The organism is Dolichospermum sp. DET69, assembly GCA_017355425.1.
Taxonomy (GTDB): Bacteria; Cyanobacteriota; Cyanobacteriia; order Cyanobacteriales; family Nostocaceae; genus Dolichospermum.
This window is the reverse complement of the sequence record CP070233.1, coordinates 1,013,469-1,034,077: the sequence shown is the minus strand read 5'-3', so window position 1 is coordinate 1,034,077 and position 20,609 is coordinate 1,013,469. Positions and strand designations below refer to the sequence as shown.

Genomic DNA, 20,609 nt, shown 5'->3' with positions numbered 1-20,609 from the left:
GTTGAGCGAGGCTCAAATTTTGGTAGTTATTTAAACACCCTGTTGAAAAATTCAAAAATTCAAAATATTTCCTACAACAAGCCAAGGAAACGAAATTGAAGGCTGTTTCCGATGAGTTTGCTGTTAATTACTAGGAGTTCTTTTAAGATGATAATAAATATATTAATGATCTACATCAGTATTTATTATGTATTCTTCCTCATGAATGAAATCTAAATAATGCTAATAATTCCTATTAATTAGATTTACCCAAAGCAATAGATATTGAACCAGCAACAACTAGAAATGCTCCAATAATTCCCATGAGAGAAATATTTTCTGGAGAGATAATATTAGGAGCAATTACTGACATAAGCCAACCGGAAATTAAAGTAATAATCGGAGCTAAAGCTAATACAGAACTCACCCGTGATGCTTGCCAATGTTCTAAAGATTCTGCAAAAGCACCATAGGCAATAAAGGTATTTAAAGCACAGAATACCAAAATTGAAAAATGAAACCTATCCAAAGTAAAAATAGTATTGATTTTTGCAAATGGTGTAAATAATAAAGCACAGCCACCGTAAATAATCAACATGATTTTTGCTGAAGACAAAGATTGTAATAACTGTTTTTGTGATAAGGCATAGATAGCCCAGGCTATTGAAGCAAAAACAATCAAGCCACTACCTAATAAATATTCACCTTTCGATGTCATTAGATTAGCTAATTGACTATGAAAAAATAATGTAAAACCCACAGTGAGAACAGCTACACCCAGCCATTGATTTAATGTATAACGTTCATGAAAAATTACTAATCCTCCGCAACCTAATAATACACCAGATAATTGAATTATAACTTCAGCATTGCCTGGGGATGTTAATCCTAAACCTTGTGTAAACAGAAAATAGTTAGCAGCCAAACATAAGGTAGCAACTACTAATAATTGCCAAGAAGTAGCACGTAATTCTGCTAATGTTGGTAATTTTTTCTGAAACAACAAATAAGTTGCTAGACAAATAAATGCGGTTGAAAAGCGAAACCAAACAACGGTAAAAACATCTAACTCTTGTAGCGTTATCGTTAAAGCTAGAGGTAAAACTCCCCACAAAAAGACAGTTACCAATGATAAACCTAGACCCAAACGCCAATGACCAGAACTTTGATGCATCATTAATAATGACTACAGGGGACAAATCATTTTTACATCATAATCACGTACCAGGAATATTTAATTACTTCTGCCTATTGCCTATGAGTCCGGATAATATTAATTTTGGATATACAGAAATTATCAATAATATTTGTAAAATTTTAAGTAGTGTGAGTGCGTGGGCAATGCCCACCCTACGTAATATCTCGAAAATCAAATAAGTAGGTTGGCGTTAAAAATTGTCGTTGGGGCAAGGGAACAGGGAACTCTTAACTGGGAACAGGAAGAGAGTTTTGGGCGATTTTACTTTTCTTCACATACATTTAAATTTTTCTGTTCACCTACCTACTTATGGGAATTATATATCAGCAATTAAAAATTAAAAATGACTAAATATATCTGTGGTCAGGCTTGAAGGGAACTTTGATTATGCCAACTGTCTCCACAGCAATTTTAAGTTACACAATGTCAGATAAACCTTCTCACCGTTGATTAACCGCAATATTAAAAACGCTAATTTGGGTTATTATATATCTAAATAATTACCCAAAAACATAAATATAAAGTAAACTAGAGACAAAAATACTACTTAGTCCCACAAGGTCAACTAAGTATCAAGGTGCATAAATTCATAATCTGGGTCGAAGGTGACCAGGAGTAGCTATGTCAGAAACAAGTGACAAACTCATACCTATATTACAAAGGCAACCTGTACAGCGTCGCCGGCGCAAACGTCCAATCCCCAAGACAGGACAGAAAAAAGTTATCAATCAGCAGCCAGTTTCTAGCCCAAGAGAAACTGCCACATTAGCTCGTCTCAATCATCATATCAGTCCTGCTCCGATCTCGGCTGGGGGGCGAAGACCAGCATCACGGATAATGATGCCCCCTGGTGTTAAACCTGTCACTACAGTCAAGAAAAATACTCAAATTTCTCCACAGGGAAATGTGAGGTTAAAGACTGTACGCATGGATAAACCGAAGATAGAAAGAAAAGGATCTCGCAAGACAAGGTTAAAACCCATGGCCAGAACCATGTTATATGCCTTGCGGTTGTTGATTGTCGGTGTCGGTGTCGGTGCGATTGTCGGTACATTGTTGTCAGTTCTAGACCCTGCTAATCGCATTGGTTCAGTTGTGTCGGTATCTCAAATTACAGCACCTCAAAAATCACCTCAAAATTCTAATCCGAGCCTATATCTGTCCCAGGAAATTATATCTTTAAAAAATTCTTTGCAAACTCTCACCACAGCTAATTCTGATCTAATACCAGGGGTGTTTTTATTAGATTTAGATAATGGTGGTTATGTAGATATTAATAGTAATACAAGTTTTGCTGCGGCTAGTACGATTAAGATCCCAATTTTGATTGCTTTTTTCCAGGATGTAGATGCGGGTAAAATCCGCCTGGATGAAATGTTGACTTTGCAAAAAGAGATGATTGTCGGGGGTTCTGGAAATATGCAGTATCAAACCCCGGGCAGCAAATATACGGCTCTTGATCTGGCTACGAAGATGATTACAATTAGCGACAACACAGCTACAAATATACTTATTGCTAAATTGGGTGGACAAGAGGCATTAAATGGACGTTTTCGCAGTTGGGGAATGACAACGACGATGATTCGTAATCCTCTCCCGGATTTAGAAGGAAATAATACTACTAGTCCCAGAGAATTGGGAAATTTAATCTCAATGGTGAATCAAGGTAATATTGTGAGTATGCGATCGCGTGATTTAATGCTTAATATTATGGGTCGCACCGAAAGAGATAATCTCCTCCCTGCGGGCTTAGGAAAGGGCGCAAATGCTTATCACAAAACAGGTGATATTAGCACAATGTTAGCAGATGCGGGTTTAATAGAAGTTCCTACGGGTAAGCGTTACATCATCGCTATTATGGTAAAACGTCCTAATAATGATCCTCGGGCGGCAAAATTAATCAGTTCTATTTCTAGTGCTGCTTACCAACACTTTAGCCAAACTACAGTTACACCCAGTAATCCGACAAATAATCAACCAGTTACTCAACCAGTTACTCAACCAATTCCTAATTATCAACCACCTGTTCAACCCTTTATTCAGCAACCGATTCAACCACCAATGATCAATCCAAATATGCCTAATGGGATGGTTAATAATATGCCTGTAGGTAGTTATCCACCTCCTGTGATCACTCAACCATATTATCCACAACAATAAACAATTCAAAATTTAACTCTGTTGCAGAAAAGGTGAATTTGTTGTTAAAACAGCATTAAGGCTATCAATCAGAGGTCAAATATATCGTCACTGACTCAACCCTAAAGGGATTGAGCTTGTAAAGAACAAACTTTACAACGCAAGCAGCGACTAGCCCATTGAGACTAATCCTGATCCGCACTTCCGAATACTTCCCCAGTTTGGATTATCTGCAAGACTGTTTGTTAAGTCGTTGGTTAAAGACAAGACATTTTGGATTAGTTGGGCGAGGGGACTTGAACGGGTTTGCTGGTTCCCGGGATTATATCCATTCAAAAATCAGCATTTAAATACCACAGTGAATAAATTCACTCGTGTCGCTTCCCTCTCACCGGCTAAAGCCACTGAGTTTCCCGCATACCGCGAGGTTTTATGAATATTCAACTGAAACCGGAAACAGAGGAGTTAATACAAGCTTATATTGCCACTGGGCGATTTGAAAATATAGAAGATGCAGTGAATGAGGCTTTTAATTTACTGTTAGGTAGAGAAAGAAGACTGGAGGAACTAAAGGAAAAAATAGCGGTGGGGACTGAACAGATTAATAATGGACAAGTAACAGATGGTGAGGTGGTTTTTGCTAGACTACAAGCGAAAATTAAACAAATAGAAGAGGAATTACACAATGGGTAAATACTCATTTTCTGATGAAGCTATTCAAGATTTAGAAGAAATTTGTGAATATCTTGGTAACAGAAGAAGGGAACTCTTAACTGGGAACAGGGAACAGGGAACAGATAAGAAACACTCATTTGCACCAGTTTAGAGCTTCAGTCAAAAAAAAGATGTTTTTACAAGATGCGTAGCCCGAAAAAAACAGTGTCATTATTTCAATCTCATGTTTTTAAACATGAGTTTTTCCTGTTAGAAAGTTGCCCGTTCCCTGTTCCCTCTGAAAGTAATCCAAAAGCCGCTAGTCAACTTTTTGATAAAATTAGAAGTAAGTGTAAATTAGTTGCTAGTTTTCCAAGTATGGGTAAAAGTTATGGAAGACTAGCAAAAAATCTTCGTGGTTTTATTATAGATGACTACATTATATTTTACTATCCTCAAGAAGAGGAAATAGGAATTAATATTACTCGTATTGCTAGTGGTTATCGAGATTTAGAGTCACTATTTGAGTAAATTTTATAAGGTTATAAATATTCCCTTAACATTTTTGATATCGCATTCCTGGGAGTTGGGTAACTAAACCCATGAGTTCCAAATGTAATAAAGAACTGGAAACTAAAGCCGCATTCATCCCTGTTTTTTGAATAATAGAATCAAAAGATAAAGCATCAATAGTTAAGGTGTCTATTACCTGTTGTAATTCTGGTGATAAATCAGGTAGAGGAGGAGATTTAACTATAGGTATTTCTATATCTATTTGGGGAATTGCTCCCAATAGAGTTAATAATTGACTGAGTTCTTGATTAATTAAACCTGCACCTTGACTAATTAATTTTAAACAACCTTGTGATGGTTGATCATCAACTCTTCCCGGTAATGCGTAAACATCTCGACAAAATTCATTAGCATAAGTAGCTGTAATTAAAGCACCAGATTTTATTCCTGCTTCTATTACTAATACTGCACGACTTAAACCGGCAATGATGCGATTTCGACGGGGAAAATGGGTGCGATTGGGTGTGGTTTTGGCAGGATATTCACTGATTACTATGCCCGATGTCAATATCTCTTTATATAAATCTCGGTTTTTATGGGGATAAATAACATCTACTCCTGTTCCCACAACTGCGATTGTTCTACCTCCAGCTTTCATTGCTGCTGCATGACTTTCGGTGTCTATTCCTTGGGCCATACCAGAAACAATGGTAAAACCATTTTTGGCTAATGCGGTACTAATTTGTCGAGTCCATTTAATTCCATATTCTGTGGGTTGACGAGTTCCCACAATTCCTACTAGGGGTTTTTGTCCTGAATTTTCCTGTAAGTCAACTTCTCCCCGATAATATAATAATGGGGGTGGACTGGGGATTTCTCGCAATAATTGGGGATATTCTGGGTCTGCTGGTGTCCAGAAATGGGGGTTTATTTGTTGGTGTTGCTGAAGTAGTTGTTCTGGGTTTAAACGGGTTTTTTGTTGAACAACTTTTTCTAAGGTTTGAAATCCGAAACCTTCAACTTTTCGTAATTCTCCTGGACTGGCTTTCCAAGCTGTTTCTAAGTTACCAAAATGCTGTTGTAATCGTTGTAATAATATTGGTCCAATACCGTAAATTTGCGACCAAGCTAACCAATATTTTCGTTCTTCTGTAGATGACATTTTATCAGGGTTTAGGAGAATAATTTGCAATAAGAAAGGCTATATGACTTTTCAAACATCCTCTAATCATAGATTTCTCTACGATGCCCAATTTGATGAATGATAGTAGTTTGTTGGGCTTGATCAATCGTATAGATCACCCTATAGTCTCCTATTCTTAATTTAAAGAATCCTGATAAATTGCCAGTAAGAGGTAAAGGTGTGATCTGCTCCAAGTTTTCTCCTAACCACTTGATTTTGCGGGCTATCCGTATTTGATTAGTGGGATCGAGTTTAGCAATATCAGCGATCGCTTCTGAGGTAAATTCGATACTATAGCTCATCCCAGTTAATTCCGATTGACTGCATGGCTTGATGTGCAGGAATACTATTAACTGGTTGATTGAGTAACCGCTCTACAACAGAAGATTTGAGCTTTTTTCCTTCATCTAAGTCAATATATTCTTCCAAAACCTCAATTACCACCTCGCGCATTAAGGTCCGAAATTGCTCTACTGTCAATTCTTTAATTTGCATATCATTATGGATCTAGTAGCTTTGTCTTTAATTTTATGCGATTGAAAATTTTACGGCTCTTGTCTGGTGCTGGAATCAGAAATTTGCAACAAGGAAAACTATTTGTATTGTACCTGAGATTTGAGACATCAAGGAGACTTTTTGAATGTATGCCAAATCAGTCGGTATCGTTCATATATCGTGGCATGGCAGAGCAAGGTAGTAAACCAAAAATAGGTAGAAGTGCCAGATTATTAGGAATATAATAAAAGAAAAACACCCAGGAGTAGTAGCGATGATAACCCTAAAATCTAAAGCAACCCTTTATGAAGCTGATTATCATCTTTGGTTAGAGCAAACAATTGAGGCACTTCGAGCTTATGATCTATCAACAATAGACTGTCAAAATTTAATTGAGGAGTTAACAAGCTTGGGAAGAACCGACCTGAGAACAGTTAACAGTTTAATTAAGCAAATTATTATGCACCGTTTAAAATTGAATTATCTGCCTGATCGAGAACCGCGTAAACATTGGTGCAAGGAAATTTTCAATTTTCAAGATCAATTGTCGGATACTTTGACAGCTTCTCTTAAAAATAAAATTGATTTAGATGAACTTTATTTTCGAGCTAAACGCCAGCTTTTGTTAGATTATGAGCTTGAATTGCCAGAGACTTGTCCCTATTCGTTAACGGATTTATTATCGGCTGATTTTGTGGATAATTTTCTGATTTAATAATGTCATATTCTAATCAGTGCGATAGCGAAGCACTGCTGCAAGCTGATCGCTAATCTGGTAGGTTGGGTTGACGGAAGAAAAACCAATACCCTCAAAATAAGTAGGTTAGCATTAAAAATTGTCGTTATGGCAAGGCAAGAGGCAAGAGGCAAGAGTGAAGAGGGTTTGGGCGATTTTACTTTTCTTTACACAGATTGGTTTTATTGTGTTCACCTACTTAATGTTAGTTACTATCGATCTAGAATCTCAATTAATGAGGAACAGCAGAAATGAACATTCGCCTAGACTTACCACCGGAGTTAGAGAATGAACTGTCCACCGAAGCCTTGCAGCTAAATCTGCCTTTATCTGAGTACATTCTACGGGTTCTATCAATCAGACAAGTTTTGAGCAACCCACCCAAAACTGGAGCAGAACTTGTTGCTTACTGGCAAAGCGAAGGTATTATCAATTCAAGACCTGAAATCACGGATAGTCAAGTCCATGCTCGACATCTGCGCCATGAGGCTGAAACACGAACACGGACATAAGAAACGTTTATGTATTTGTTAGATACTGATGTTTTGATTGATATTCAACGGGGGCATTCACCTGCGATCACTTGGTTTTCTAGCCTGACCGATTTACCCAGCGTTCCCGGCTTTGTTGTCATGGAACTAGTCCAAGACTCTCAGAATACGCAACAAGTTCGTAAAGCACTACAACTGGTTGCTCCATTACCTGTAGTGTGGGCAACTGAAGCTGACTGTATCCGCGCTCTGTCGGATTTCACAGCTTATCATTTGTCTAATAGTCTAGGATTAATGGATGCTTTGATTGCTGCTTGTGCTGTAGGGCGGGGTCTAACACTATGTACATTTAACGTGAAACATTATCGAGTTGTTCCCAACCTTAGGATGGCGCAGCCTTACGCACGTTAACCGCGCTGAATTATATAAGCGAGTAACCTAAACCCTTACAAAAGATTTAACCTTTTGCTAAATGTTGATTTTTCAAATAATCAAATACAGATTTATCTCCAATGTCAGGAGGAATAGCTTGAATGACTTTGCGAATAGCAAAGACTAGAAACAAAATTGCCCAAAGTCCTAATAAAACCCGTTCTGCTTGGGTTGATAAAATTCCTGTTAAATGTCCTAATAATAATAAAGGAACGAGAGGAGTTAAGATTTTAGTTTCTAAACGATGGAAACAAAAACCTTCTTTGAAAAAAATTCCTGTCAATGCTGCAAATGTGAAACCAATTCCTAATATAGTCAATGGTTGATCATAAACAGTAATTGCAAAAGCTTGACTATCACCATGTCCAAAAATAAAGGCGGAAATACTACCAATTATCCAAAAAAGTTGGAGAATTTGGTGCAAAGATGCCATATAAATGTGAATAGTTAATAAACTGACACCAAGTGCAAGACTAAAACAGGTGTAGAGAGGAGTAATAGCTTGAATTGTAGTAGTTTGGGGATAAAATAGGACTAAACCGCTACCTATGGCAAAACATAGGGCTGCTATCATTAATCCTGTGCGATAAATTATCACACTTTGGCGATCGCTTTGGGTAATTGAAAACTTTCCAAATTGACCTTGATATACTTCCGGTGATGATATCGTTTGTGTAGTCATAAATATTATATTCCTAGTATGTTTTAGATCCCCGACTTTTTAAAGAAGTCGGGGATCTGATTTTTGATTAATGTCCTTTCCCAGCGCCTAAATATAATTCTCCCACCTTTGGATCATTTAATAGTTCTCTACCGGGTCCAGATATAGCATCTTTTCCTGATTCTAACACATAACCACGATCTGCCATTTCTAAAGCTTTCCGGGCATTTTGTTCGACTAAAACTATCGCAGTTCCTGATTCTTTAATTTGTTTAATTTGTTCAAATACTTGAGTTACTAAAATGGGAGATAATGCGGCTGAAGGTTCATCTAAAAGCAGTAAACTGGGTTCTAACATTAATGCTTTCCCCATTGCTAACATTTGCCTTTCTCCACCGGAAAGTGTCCCCGCACGTTGACGACGACGCTCGCTCAATCTGGGAAACATAGTATATATTTTATCTTTAAGCGGTTTTAAGGGGATATTCCTCACAAAAGCTCCCATTTCTAAGTTTTCATCTATGGTTAAAGATGGAAAAACATTGGCAATTTGGGGAACATAGGACATTCCTTTTTCCACAATTTGATTTGATTTTAAACCAATCAGATTTTTATCTTTAAATGTAATTATTCCGGTATGGGGTGTTAAAAGTCCAAAAATAGTTTTTACTAAGGTGGATTTACCCGCACCATTAGGACCAATTACTGTGACTAATTCCCCTGGTGCAATGTGAAAGTTGACACCTTGCAAAATATCTACATCTTTAATATATCCAGCGTGGACATTTTCTACTTTTAATAAATAATTATTAGTCATTAGTTATTAGTTATTAGTTATTAGTTATTAGTTATTAGTTATTAGTCCGTTGTCTAATGACCAAGGACTAATGACCAATGACTAAACTCTTATTTTCTGCAATTCTGGTCTTTCTTCTGCCAAAATCGCATTTTCTACGGGGCAAACTTGGAGACAGATGCCACAATCAATACAGGTAGCAAAATCAATCCAGTACCAATCTGTACCTTTGACATTTTTTCCTGGACCTTCATGAATGCAAGCTACAGGACAAGCATTTACGCAGTCAGCAACACCTTCACAAACGTCTGTAACTATGGTATGTGGCATTTTCCGATTTCCCCTCTTTTGTTGGTAGAGTCGAGGGGGAATATTATTTCCCGCCCCTCTCTGTTAAATCTGGGCGTGCAGCTTTCACTGCACCCAGCTTCCGACGTTCTTAGCTTTCGCTTTTGCTCTTATGGATATAATCGTGGCAGCTTTCATGAATGGCTAGAAGGTTTTTAGGTTTCCAGTTTTGGTGGTTTCCATCTATATGATGTAAGTGTACCTTCTCATCACTAACCAATTTCAGTCCACAATGACCACATTTATGGTTTTGCCGTTTGAGGGCTTTAGAGGTATCGTTGTTATAGAGCTTGCTGTTACGCTCGCTCCAATAACTCAAATCTCCGTCATAGGGTGATTTCTCACCTTTAACATTGATATGTTTGTTTTCGGAGTAAGGAACTGATGGAAACGCTTTATCTAGTAATTGTTTACTGGTATGGCGATTCTGTTTTGTTTCCTTATTGAATACCCTGAAAGCTCTTGTTTCGATGTGGAATAACGAGTTTCTTGACCCGTCCATCTTGCAGAAGCGGTGGTAGTTCCTCCAACCTCTAACTACAGGGGCTAATTTCTCAGCCTTTGTGGTAGCACCATAATTCGAGTTGTTGACGATGTGTTTTACTTTCTTGCGAAAAGATTTAAAGTTGTCCACTGATGGAACGCTTTTAAATTTTCCGTTATTCTGGACTTTGAAATTCCAGCCCAGGAAGTCAAATCCATCTGTCGTGGCGGTTAGCTTTGTCTTTTTCTCACTGACTTTCATTCCCCGCTCTGCTAGGAACTGACTGATTTTGTCAAGTATATCTGTGGCATCGTCTTGAGGACGGAGTATTATTACCATATCATCCGCGTAACGGATAGATGGTTCAACAATATTTTTCCTTGGGGTTTTGTCTGTAATTCTGTAGCTAGGTATCACATGATATCTATGAATACTTTCAATCCCATTTAAGGCGATGTTAGCTAGTAGTGGACTTACCACCCCGCCTTGCGGTGTTCCTTGTTCTGGAAATTCTGGATTAACTCCGGCTTTGAGACATCGGAATATTCCCTGTCTTATGCTATAAGGAGCAATGAGTTTATCCATGATGGCGGTGTGGTTTATCCTGTCAAAGCATTTTTCGATATCGAGTTCTATAACTCTTTTATCTATTCCGTTGGCTTGAGAGTTTAGATTCAGGAACAGCATTTTCTGCGCGTCATGCGCTGAACGCCCCGTCCTAAACCCGTAGCTCCTGGCGTGGAAGGTTGCCTCGTGCGCTGGTTCTAATGCGTATTTGATAAGGCATTGGTAAGCCCTATCAGCAATAGTGGGGATTTTCAGCATCCTCATAGTACCGTCCTTTTTGGGGATTGGTATTTCTCTTAGTTCCTGGTGTTTCCAGTTGCTAACGGATGCTTTTAGCAGTTCATTAAGCTCGAAGCGTTCCTTAAAGGTAAGAGACTTTTTGCCATCAATTCCTGCAGTCTTTTTCCCAGCATTTAGCTGTGATACTTGACGGATTGCCAGTAATCTCGCTGCGGTAGATTTCAGAATCAGCTTTTGCAGGGACTTAGCTTTGCGCTTGTCGCCAACTTGAACCGCTTTGTACACGCGCTTTTGTAGGCGAAATAGGTTACGGCGGAATTTCTTCCAAGGTAACTTCTTCCAGGATTCACTAGAGTTGTCTCTGTGTCTAATCATGCTCTGCGACCGTTTGTGTATTCTGAACACCTCAGACCAATTACGGTCTGTCCTACCCGGATTGAAGGGATTCCGCTGCTCGTCCAGCCTACTTAGGGTTCGACCGCCCTCAGACCCTCAGTCCGTTTTTATTCGTTCCCTCGGTTGATTGTTAGTTCCGTTAGGTGTAGCCAATTCAACTACTGGATTCCCTGGACTCTTGCCGCTATTGAGACCAATATGCGGCGGGAATTAACTCCAATGAAGTCAAGTTTTTGATGTTGTGTCCTGCTTACAAGTAGGTTGCTTTTCTAGGCTCTGTTTCACCATAGGAACTCCCCGTTAGCACCAGTGTCACCCCACAACGGATGTCTGATTGCGCCCTGTTCCTAGCTTCGACCTCCCGAAACCGAGTCGGGTCATCGTAGGCAGATAGGGAGTCATACCTGAGTCTGGTAGATGGGACTTACACCCATATCAGACCGAGAGTTCAACTTTCCCCGTTGTCGGGTTAAGTTGGTGAGGTTATTTACGGACTTGTATACCGTGATTCACTCACAACGAATCGCACGGTATCACTTGTTCCACTCCTGTAGGGGTTTAGCATTGCTAAACCTCTACTACTCCTTTTTAACATCCCGCTTCGATGGTGTGTGTACCATCAGATTTAATCCAAGCAATTTGGGTTATTGAGCGATCGCTTGCATATTGACGAATCGCGTCTATGTCCCTACCTCCCAGGTCTATTTCTACTCTCACTAAATTAGGAGAATGACGTAATTTCTCAGCATAGGCAAAAGCCGCAGCTTCAGCACCGGGGGTTTCTGGGACTACTAACCAATTACTGGCGGGGATATCCTGGGGTAATTGCTGATTTAATAGGAGAATTTCGTATAAACCATCAATATTCAATTCAAAGCCGATACCGGGAATATTTTCCTTTTGGGGATGATATAAACCGAGTAATTGGTCATAACGACCACCACTTCCTAAAATCTGTGCTTGGGAGTTTGTCTCACTGACTACTTCAAAAACAAGACCTGTGTAATAGTCAATGGTTTGAATTAAGCTCAGATCAAGGATGAGAGGGAATTTACCATCTAATAATTCTACTAGGGATTTGAGGTTATTTATTGCCTCATCCTGGTCTGGTTCTAGATGTAAACTGCTGACTTTTTGGAGAACTTCTTGACTATCACCCCGCAAATCCAACATGATTTTAGCGCGTTGGCGTAGTTCTTCGCTCAAGGGTAAGGTATCAAGAGTGATATAATCTAAGTGAGCGATCGCTGTTCTGACTTGATTTCTGATGTCTGGGGGAAAAGCATTCAGTAGAGAACGAGTAATTCCCGCTTCTCCTAAAATTAACCGCCAACCTTGTAAACCCAATGCTGCTAAACAATCTGCTACCAACAGCAATACTTCCGCATTGGCTAATAATCCCCCCGCACCCAATAACTCGACTCCAGCTTGATAATACTCTTGTTGGCGATTATGGCGACCTTCCCAATTGCGGCGAAAAACATTAGCATTGTAATATAGTCGCTGGGGATAGGTCGCATCTGCCATGCGAGTTACCACTGTCCGGGCGATAGAAGCCGTCAATTCTGGACGCAAACCCAATTCTTCATTTTGACCATTTTGGAGTTGAATCACCATGTGACGCTGAATTGCTTCACCCGCCATTAAGGTATCCATTCTTTCCAGAGTTGAGGTGATAATCCTGTGATATCCCCAACGGTGAAATACCTGCTCTAATCTATCTTCAATCCAGCGTTTTTGCGCCACATCTAAAGGTAATAGATCCCTTGCTCCCGCTGCTGGTTGATACACCATTATTTTTTCTTCCCACCAAACAAACCGCCAAACAAACCACTTTTTCCAGACTTATCTGGAAGATTCTCTTCCGTTTTAGAAGAGGAACTCACTTGAGAAGCACTACTCGTAATTCCTAAAGCTTTGTCTACCTTGGATTTCCATTCCAAAGCGATTTTTTCATCGGGATTTAACTTGAGGGCGTTATCAAAGTGAACTTTTGCCATTTTCAGTTGATTTTGCCGTAAATATACCATTGCAATCAAACTATGGCAATGACTATTTCTAGGTTCTAACTTTAAGGCATCCTGTAATTCTACTTTGGCTAGGGACAATTGGTTTTTTTCCAGTAAATTTTGAGCGCGATGTAGGTATTGCTCTACTACCGATTCTTCTTTCGGCACTGGAGGTGGGGTGGTTGGTGAATTGGGGGGGGAATTTTGAGGTTGATGAGATGGGGGCTGATTTATTGACTGTCCTGCCATCCGCATCAGGTAAACTAGATTTAGCTCACTAACTTCAGCAATGATTATTTGTGCTTGTTGCAAATCTGCATATTGAGTTTCGGCGATTTTAGCGATCGCTTCCCTGTAGAATAGACTAAAATTAGGTGCAGATAACAGTTGTCTGGCCATTTCTGTCTTGAGTCTGACTTCTCCTGGCTCTTGTGCAAATCGCTTGCCCATTTGCAACAAAATAAACGCATATTCAGCCCGATTCTGTTCTGCAGAAAATTTCTCATAAGCTGGATTAACTAGCCTTGATAACAATTTATTAGCTTTTTGTTTGTCCGATTCGTCCCCTAGATTAGAACTATCTGGGTGCAATCTTCGAGCAATTTGCAAATAACGTTTACGGATTTCTTTAAAGTCAGCATCAACTGGCACACATAAGATTGCGTGATGATCTATGAAATCATAGGTAAATAATCCACCATCTATTTTTAACGACATATTTCTTATCAGTATTTGCACCATAGCATATTCTTTTTAGTTTACAGGCAATCACGGGAAGTTTGAAAGACCTCCAGTGTCAAATTGGCAATGTCTAATATAAAGGCCTTTTAATGATATTAAATCAAACTTTCTCATGTACCCATCAATTTAGAAGAATCCCACCCCGCTTTTGAAGGAGCAAAATCTCCCCTCCCCTCAAGACCATAGAATTCATAAGGGGGATTAAGAGGGGTAAAAAATCACAACGTATTACTTTATGGCTACGCCACGCTTCACTATCAAACATCCTCTAATTGAGGTTGGTAATTGGTGATGAAATCCATGTTTTTATCCTGTTCATCCTTTAATCGGTGGATACAGCGGTTCTTGATTGAATGAGGTACATGAACCCCACCCCCAACCCCCTCCCCGCAAGCCTACGGTGTACACACATCTCTAGACAGGATGCTAAACGTGATCCGATCCCCCTAAATCTCCCTTAAAAAGGGGGACTTTGAAGAATTTAGCCCCCCTTTTTAAGGCTACGGTGTACACACATCTCTAGACAGAATGCTAAACGTGATCCGATCCCCCTAAATCCCCCTTAAAAAGGGGGACTTTGAAGAATTTAGCCCCCCTTTTTAAGGGGGGTTGGGGGGATCTAAACGTTGTGGGGCAACTCTAGAAGACTTGTGTGTACACTGTAGCAAGCAAGGAGGGGGCTATGACGTACCTCATAACAGCAGGAAGTGCTGCATAATCTCGACTTACTTGTAAAAATGTAGGGATGTTCCATAGAACGTCTCTACAATATTTCTGAATAACATACATTGAGGTATTAAGAATATGTAATGAATAAAGATAGCAGATATTTTCGATTTCGTAAAAATAATTGAGCCAAATTGGCGTGTATTTTTCGGAAATAGCTAGTTCTAAATCTGGTAATTAAGTTTGCAGAAAATGAGAATGAATTATCTAATGACTTCTCGATATTCTATTAACAAGGGAGGGGGAAAGCGGCACACAAGCAGCCCACAACTCCCAGCCCTAACACAAATCAAGGAGAATTCAGTCATGTCTAACTTATTTACCGCAGTATCTGTTGAGCAACAAGAAATCGTAACTGGTGGAGTTGATGGTACATTAAATAATACTTTCTTTAGTGGTCAACAACTTGGGCAAACAGGGACTTCCACCTCAGGCTTCCCAGGTAGCACTACTACAGGTAGGCAAGGTTCTCTGAGAGTTAATACTGCTGGTCAGCAAGTGAATTTCAATAATGCTCCAGCAATTACATTCACCCCATTACCATTCGTAGGGGTATTATAAACCCATTTAATTAAGTAGGTAGTTAAAATATTCTACCTGTTGAATAGAAGTGGTCAAAGAGAATAAAAACATCAAGCCATCAAACATTATGAGATGATTATCAATGTTTTAGACTTACCACTTTTAGTAACAAGTTAGGAAAAGATTTATGTATCACAAAAAATGATACATAAATCTTATTTTTTAGAAAAAAGAAGTTTTACCATGTCTGAAAAAATAAAAATCAAAAACTCTGACCTATTTATAGGTATACCAGAAAAGGAACAAGAGTCTGTATCTGGGGGCGGATTATCTTTACCCTTTGGAATGTCTTATATGTTCTTCCAAACTACAGATATATACACTAGGGGAATGAGTGAAATGAATATTTCTCAAGGAAATTCTAGCGGCTCTGTGAGAAATGAAACTGAATATCGTTTTTCTCAAACCACCTTTATTCTAGCTTCAATGTTCGGTGGTGGTGGTGGTAGCAGTCGCAATAAACGAAGACGAAGTAATAGCTTCTTAGGGAGATTATTTAGTTTCTTCTAGCACTAAATCAGAATAAGTATCACATCATTTTTTATATCACTATTTGGATGATATTTCCAGTGTTTAACAGCAATCAAAAAAATAAAAAAACATATTAATCTATTGACAGATAATTTTTATTTCTCTTCTTTTCTACCGGGTTTTACCTATGAAATACCAATTCGTTAAACAACATAGTGAAGAAGATTGTGGTGCAGCTTGTTTAGCTGCAATTGCCAAACATTACGGTCAGACCTTTACTATTAGTCGAATTCGGGAAGCCGTCGGAACCGGACAATTTGGAACTACATTATTAGGATTAAAACGAGGAGCAGAAATTCTGGGTTTTAAAGCCAATCCAGTCAAGACTTCTCCACAAATATTTGAAAAAATCAATGAAGCCCCCTTACCAGCAATCATTCATTGGCAGGGAAATCATTGGGTAGTTTTATATGGTAAAAAAGGGAAAAACTTTCTGATTGCAGACCCCGCAATTGGAATGCGTTATCTTTCTCAAAAAGATGTAGAAGCAGCTTGGACAGATTGGTTATTATTATTAGTAGAACCAGACCCTATCCGGTTTTTTGCTCAAAAGCAAGATAAAGAAGGTGGTTTTTGGCGTTTTTTTAAACGGGTTTGGATTTATCGTGGCATTTTATTCCAAGCTTTACCACTTAATTTAGTCTTGGGTTTATTGTCCTTAACTTCTCCATTCCTGTTGCAAATTCTCACTGATGATGTATTGCTCAGAGGTGATACAAAATTACTGACTACAGTAGTTATTTCTGTAGTAGTCATGAATATTATTTCTAATAGTCTTTCATTTGTTCAGTCTAACTTAATTGCTCATTTTGCTCAACGACTGCAATTAGGTCTAGTTCTAGAATTCGGGAGACAAATTCTGCGTTTACCATTAACCTATTATGAAACTCGTCGCAGTGGTGAAATTGTGAGTCGGCTGCGAGATATTGACCAAATTAATCAATTAGTTGCTCAAGTTGTTGTCGGTTTACCCAGTCAATTTTTTATTGCGATTATTTCTTTAGGCTTCATGTTTTTTTATAGCTGGAAACTCAGCTTAACTGCTTTATTAATTTCTATGGTAATGACCATATCTACATTTATTTTTCAACCCACATTACAACAAAAAACCAATGAATTATTAATTACAGAAGCGGAAACACAAGGGGTTTTAGTCGAAACATTCAAAGGTGCATTAACCCTCAAAACAACAGCATCAGGTAGACAATTTAAAGATGAATTAGACAGTCGGTTTAATCGTCTAGCTGCGTTAACATTTCGGACAATACAAATCGGAATTATTAATAATACATTTTCTGGCTTTATTTCTGGAATTGGTAGTGTAACTTTGCTCTGGTTTGGTGGCTATTTAGTAATTAATCCGGCTGAAAACTTGAGTATTGGGCAATTACTAGCTTTTAATTCCATGAATGGTAACTTTATATCTTTAATTAGTACAGTTATTCATTTTGTTGATGAATTTACCCGTGCTAAAACTGCTACCAGACGCTTAACAGAAGTTATTGATGCCACTCCTGAAGAGGAAGATGATGGTAAAAAGCCTTTTGCCACAATTTCCGATCATGCCGATATTATTTGTACAAATTTAACCTTTCATTATCCTGGTCGTGTTGACTTATTAGAAGATTTTTCTTTAACAATTCCTGGAAGTAAAAATATTGCTCTTATTGGTAAATCTGGATGTGGTAAAAGCACCTTAGCTAAATTAATTTCTGGTTTATATCAACTCCAATCTGGTAATATTAGAATTGGGCTTTATAATCTTCAAGACCTTTCTTTAGAATCTCTCCGGCAACAGATTGTTCTTGTTCCTCAAGATGCTCATTTTTGGAATCGTTCTATTGTGGAAAACTTCCGCTTAGGATCACCTTATGCTACCTTTGAGCAGATTGTGCAAGCTTGTCAAATTGCTGGTGCTGATGAATTTATCAGTAAATTTCCAGAAACATATCAAACTATCTTAGGTGAATTTGGAGCGAATATTTCCGGTGGACAAAGACAAAGATTAGCCATAGCTAGAGCGCTTATTATGGATCCAGCAATCCTGATTTTAGATGAATCCACCAGTGGACTTGATCCAGTTAGTGAAACCCAAGTTTTAGACCAATTATTTCAACATCGTCAAGGGAAAACAACTATTTTTATTAGTCATAGACCTAAAGTAATTAATCGTGCTGACTGGATTGTTTTGATAGATCAAGGTAGGTTGAAATTAGCAGGATCTTTAGAAGATTTACGCACTAAATCAGGAGATCATTTAGATTTTATAATTCCTTAGTAGGGTGGACAATGCCCACCAAAAGTATATTTTAAAAATTAAATATTTGTCCTATATTCATTGTTAAGAAAATTATGTTTTACATTCATAATCAAGAATTGAATTCTATAATTGAAAATGATAATTCACTTCCACCTATAAGTATTTGGACATCTTTAGTAGGTGTATTTCTGATTGGAACTGTGATTGCTAGTATTTCTTTATCCTCATGGGTGAAATATAATGTCACTGTAAAAGCTGCTGCTATTATTCGTCCCATAGGTGAAACTCGTATAGTTCAATCAAAGATAGAAGGGACTGTTAAAACTATCGAAGTGAAAGAAAATCAAGTTGTTAAACAAGGAGATATAATCGCTCTTTTAGATACTGAAGCATTGCTAATTAGAAAAAGCCAACTAGAAGAAAATATTCAACAAAGTAAATTACAAATATTCCAAATCTATGCTCAAAACCAGACTTTAAATAATCAAATTATGGCGGAAAAAAGAGTTCTAGAAAGGATTGTTATTGCTGCTAAAGAAGACTTATTAAAAACCAAAAGGGAATATGAAGAGCGAAAAATCAATACTGAAAGTGAATTAATGACAGCAGAAATAAATATCCAAAAAGAATTAGTAGATTTAGAAAAAGCTCAAGCTGATTTAGAATTTGCCAAAGTAGATAGAGATCGTTATGAACAGTTATCTAAAATTGGCGCAATTAGCAATCGAGAATTTGAGCAAAAAAAGCTAGTTGTTCAGCAGACAACCTTAACACTAAAATCTGCAAAAAAAGCAGTTGATATCGCTAGAATAAAAATTAAATCTAATCAAGCTGCGGTTAATCCCACTACCGCAATAGTGAAAATGGCAGAAGAACGTATTGCTCAAGAAATTGCTAAAGGTGAAGCCACTATAGCGGCTCTAAATAAAGAAAGACAAGGCTTAATTCAGCGATTAGTGGAAATACGAACCCAAATCAAACAATCACAAAAAGAACTTCAACAAGTCGAAAATCAACGAAAAATTAGTATAATTCTTGCCACTAGTAATGGCATTATCTTTAAACTCAATTTACGAAATTCTGGTCAATTTTTACGGGCTGGTGAATCTGTTGCTGAGGTTGTACCTAATGGTGCTTCTCTAGTAACTAAAGCCATGATTCCCAGTGCGGAAATTAATAAAATTGCCATTGGACAAAAAGTCCAACTTCGTATTGATGCTTGTCCCTATCCTGATTATGGAATTGCAAAAGGCATTGTTAAAACCATCGCTCCAGATGCGATTACATCTCAAAGTAAAGATGCTGCTACAAATTCTTCTGGTGTTGGCTACTTTGAAGTCACGATTCAACCCGAAAACAATTCATTTGGAAATAATCATCATCAATGTCTATTACAAGTAGGAATGAACGCTACAGCCGAAATTATTTCCAGGGAAGAAACAGCATTGCAATTTATGTTAAGAAAAGCTAGACTAATTAGTGATTTATGAATAGTCATTGAATATAATATTCTCTGCTATATCTAATTTATTAACGTCATAACTATAATACCGTTTATGACATCTGACCAAAGAATTCAGCAAGCATTGCAGTGGTGGTTTTATAGAGAATTCTGGAAATTATTTCTGGAGTCCGAAAAAATCCGTGATGATCTATTACAAGAATCTTTTACAATCCGGCGTAATTTAGATTTATTAACTAGAGATAATCTGAGTTTATCGGTGACGAAAATTCAGGCATATATCCAAAAAATTGATAGATTTCATCACTCCTTGGGACAATTAAGCGATCGCTTGTGTCCGATATCTATTCAAGACAGCTTACCTTTATCTATTGAGTGTTTATTAGAACCTTGGTCTAATTCCCATCCCCATTTAGATTTTCAGATTAATATGCCAATTTATTGGCGAATTGAACCACCTGAACAGAGTTGGATAATTATCAGAATTTTAGAAGAATTACTGATACTAACCTTGCCAGAAACAGAAATTTTACTCCCTATTTATATTCATATTACTCTCAAACAAATACACAGTATCGGGCTATTGTCCGTAAAAATTTCTTATCCTGATATATCTACTCTGATTTTTTATTCTCATTTGCCAGAATTAGAGCATCTTTACAATAGCTTTAAGTTCTTAATCTCAGGTAAATGCTCCTACTTTAACAAAAACCTTATGTCAATCTGGCACTTTTATTGGTGAGTATTTTCTATTACTTAATATCTCCTATAGTACCAAGCACTATATCTGTTAAAACTCCGATTAATCCTAAATTATTGGGAAATAAACATATTTATTATTGTTATATACAAACTTCATAATATCAGTATTTTCTAATAAACTTCAGGGAATGAGGGTGATATCTTTCATGGTAAATAAGTTATAACTAATAGCATCTAGAAAAACTAATTAATAGCAGTATATATAGGACGCTTATTTGATTTTT

23 protein-coding genes are annotated in these 20,609 nt (G+C 37.7%); 13 read left to right on the top strand and 10 right to left on the bottom strand.

The window, feature by feature from the left end:
* Nucleotides 1–235 precede the first annotated feature (235 nt).
* Nucleotides 236–1,153, bottom strand: coding sequence for a DMT family transporter (locus EZY12_05015; GenBank protein QSX70517.1), 918 nt, complete (start codon nucleotides 1,151–1,153; stop codon nucleotides 236–238).
* Between the two features lie 645 nt (nucleotides 1,154–1,798).
* Between EZY12_05015 and EZY12_05010 the strand changes: the two genes are divergently transcribed.
* The 4 genes from EZY12_05010 to EZY12_04995 all read left to right on the top strand — a co-directional run bounded on the left by EZY12_05010 (nucleotide 1,799) and on the right by EZY12_04995 (nucleotide 4,501).
* Nucleotides 1,799–3,337, top strand: a complete 1,539-nt coding sequence (locus EZY12_05010) for a serine hydrolase (protein ID QSX69036.1) — start codon at nucleotides 1,799–1,801, stop codon at nucleotides 3,335–3,337.
* Nucleotides 3,338–3,748: 411 nt separating this feature from the next.
* Nucleotides 3,749–4,009, top strand: a complete 261-nt coding sequence (locus EZY12_05005; protein ID QSX69035.1) for a type II toxin-antitoxin system ParD family antitoxin — start codon at nucleotides 3,749–3,751, stop codon at nucleotides 4,007–4,009.
* Nucleotides 4,002–4,142 (top strand): hypothetical protein, encoded by a 141-nt coding sequence (locus EZY12_05000; protein ID QSX69034.1) that lies wholly within the window; start codon nucleotides 4,002–4,004, stop codon nucleotides 4,140–4,142. Before EZY12_05005 ends, EZY12_05000 begins: the two co-directional genes overlap by 8 nt.
* A 53-nt stretch (nucleotides 4,143–4,195) precedes the next feature.
* The gene (locus EZY12_04995; protein ID QSX69033.1) at nucleotides 4,196–4,501 is read left to right on the top strand and encodes a type II toxin-antitoxin system RelE/ParE family toxin; all 306 of its coding nucleotides are present in this window, start codon (nucleotides 4,196–4,198) and stop codon (nucleotides 4,499–4,501) included.
* 25 nt (nucleotides 4,502–4,526) lie between these two features.
* On the opposite strand, the gene dprA is transcribed toward EZY12_04995, so the two are convergent.
* The 3 genes from dprA to EZY12_04980 all read right to left on the bottom strand — a co-directional run bounded on the left by dprA (nucleotide 4,527) and on the right by EZY12_04980 (nucleotide 6,161).
* Complete coding sequence (dprA, locus tag EZY12_04990) at nucleotides 4,527–5,645, bottom strand: DNA-processing protein DprA (protein QSX69032.1); 1,119 nt, start codon at nucleotides 5,643–5,645, stop codon at nucleotides 4,527–4,529.
* Nucleotides 5,646–5,707: 62 nt separating this feature from the next.
* Nucleotides 5,708–5,968, bottom strand: a complete 261-nt coding sequence (locus tag EZY12_04985; GenBank protein ID QSX69031.1) for a type II toxin-antitoxin system RelE/ParE family toxin — start codon at nucleotides 5,966–5,968, stop codon at nucleotides 5,708–5,710.
* Complete coding sequence (locus EZY12_04980) at nucleotides 5,958–6,161, bottom strand: hypothetical protein (GenBank protein QSX69030.1); 204 nt, start codon at nucleotides 6,159–6,161, stop codon at nucleotides 5,958–5,960. Before EZY12_04980 ends, EZY12_04985 begins: the two co-directional genes overlap by 11 nt.
* Nucleotides 6,162–6,196: 35 nt before the next feature.
* Between EZY12_04980 and EZY12_04975 the strand changes: the two genes are divergently transcribed.
* The 4 genes from EZY12_04975 (at nucleotide 6,197) to EZY12_04960 (ending at nucleotide 7,799) form a co-directional block, all read left to right on the top strand.
* Entirely contained in the window at nucleotides 6,197–6,406 is a 210-nt protein-coding gene (locus EZY12_04975; GenBank protein QSX69029.1) for a hypothetical protein, read from the top strand.
* A gap of 29 nt (nucleotides 6,407–6,435) precedes the next feature.
* On the top strand, nucleotides 6,436–6,876 hold the full coding sequence (locus tag EZY12_04970) for a DUF29 domain-containing protein (protein ID QSX69028.1): 441 nt from the start codon (nucleotides 6,436–6,438) through the stop codon (nucleotides 6,874–6,876).
* 272 nt (nucleotides 6,877–7,148) lie between these two features.
* The gene (locus EZY12_04965; protein ID QSX69027.1) at nucleotides 7,149–7,409 is read left to right on the top strand and encodes a hypothetical protein; all 261 of its coding nucleotides are present in this window, start codon (nucleotides 7,149–7,151) and stop codon (nucleotides 7,407–7,409) included.
* A gap of 9 nt (nucleotides 7,410–7,418) precedes the next feature.
* A complete protein-coding gene (locus EZY12_04960; GenBank protein QSX69026.1) occupies nucleotides 7,419–7,799 on the top strand; it encodes a PIN domain-containing protein in 381 nt (126 codons plus the stop codon).
* A gap of 46 nt (nucleotides 7,800–7,845) precedes the next feature.
* Here EZY12_04960 and EZY12_04955 read toward each other — a convergent pair whose 3' ends face one another.
* The 6 genes from EZY12_04955 to EZY12_04930 all read right to left on the bottom strand — a co-directional run bounded on the left by EZY12_04955 (nucleotide 7,846) and on the right by EZY12_04930 (nucleotide 14,038).
* Nucleotides 7,846–8,502, bottom strand: a complete 657-nt coding sequence (locus EZY12_04955; GenBank protein ID QSX69025.1) for a DUF2301 domain-containing membrane protein — start codon at nucleotides 8,500–8,502, stop codon at nucleotides 7,846–7,848.
* 67 nt (nucleotides 8,503–8,569) lie between these two features.
* On the bottom strand, nucleotides 8,570–9,298 hold the full coding sequence (locus EZY12_04950; protein ID QSX69024.1) for an ABC transporter ATP-binding protein: 729 nt from the start codon (nucleotides 9,296–9,298) through the stop codon (nucleotides 8,570–8,572).
* Between the two features lie 81 nt (nucleotides 9,299–9,379).
* On the bottom strand, nucleotides 9,380–9,607 hold the full coding sequence (locus EZY12_04945; GenBank protein ID QSX69023.1) for a ferredoxin family protein: 228 nt from the start codon (nucleotides 9,605–9,607) through the stop codon (nucleotides 9,380–9,382).
* Between the two features lie 109 nt (nucleotides 9,608–9,716).
* Nucleotides 9,717–11,291, bottom strand: a complete 1,575-nt coding sequence (locus EZY12_04940) for a reverse transcriptase N-terminal domain-containing protein (protein QSX69022.1) — start codon at nucleotides 11,289–11,291, stop codon at nucleotides 9,717–9,719.
* Between the two features lie 609 nt (nucleotides 11,292–11,900).
* Nucleotides 11,901–13,106, bottom strand: coding sequence for an ATP phosphoribosyltransferase regulatory subunit (locus EZY12_04935; protein ID QSX69021.1), 1,206 nt, complete (start codon nucleotides 13,104–13,106; stop codon nucleotides 11,901–11,903).
* The gene (locus tag EZY12_04930; protein QSX69020.1) at nucleotides 13,106–14,038 is read right to left on the bottom strand and encodes a DnaJ domain-containing protein; all 933 of its coding nucleotides are present in this window, start codon (nucleotides 14,036–14,038) and stop codon (nucleotides 13,106–13,108) included. Before EZY12_04930 ends, EZY12_04935 begins: the two co-directional genes overlap by 1 nt.
* Before the next feature lie 1,056 nt (nucleotides 14,039–15,094).
* Here EZY12_04930 and EZY12_04925 point away from each other — a divergent pair.
* The 5 genes from EZY12_04925 to EZY12_04905 all read left to right on the top strand — a co-directional run bounded on the left by EZY12_04925 (nucleotide 15,095) and on the right by EZY12_04905 (nucleotide 20,365).
* Entirely contained in the window at nucleotides 15,095–15,349 is a 255-nt protein-coding gene (locus EZY12_04925; protein QSX69019.1) for a CTB family bacteriocin, read from the top strand.
* Nucleotides 15,350–15,553: 204 nt separating this feature from the next.
* Nucleotides 15,554–15,880: a hypothetical protein gene (locus EZY12_04920; GenBank protein ID QSX69018.1), complete on the top strand. Its 327-nt coding sequence runs from the start codon at nucleotides 15,554–15,556 to the stop codon at nucleotides 15,878–15,880.
* 148 nt (nucleotides 15,881–16,028) lie between these two features.
* Complete coding sequence (locus EZY12_04915; protein QSX69017.1) at nucleotides 16,029–18,179, top strand: peptidase domain-containing ABC transporter; 2,151 nt, start codon at nucleotides 16,029–16,031, stop codon at nucleotides 18,177–18,179.
* Between the two features lie 74 nt (nucleotides 18,180–18,253).
* A complete protein-coding gene (locus tag EZY12_04910; protein QSX69016.1) occupies nucleotides 18,254–19,651 on the top strand; it encodes an HlyD family efflux transporter periplasmic adaptor subunit in 1,398 nt (465 codons plus the stop codon).
* A 66-nt stretch (nucleotides 19,652–19,717) separates the two neighbouring features.
* The gene (locus EZY12_04905) at nucleotides 19,718–20,365 is read left to right on the top strand and encodes a hypothetical protein (GenBank protein QSX69015.1); all 648 of its coding nucleotides are present in this window, start codon (nucleotides 19,718–19,720) and stop codon (nucleotides 20,363–20,365) included.
* Nucleotides 20,366–20,609 lie beyond the last annotated feature (244 nt).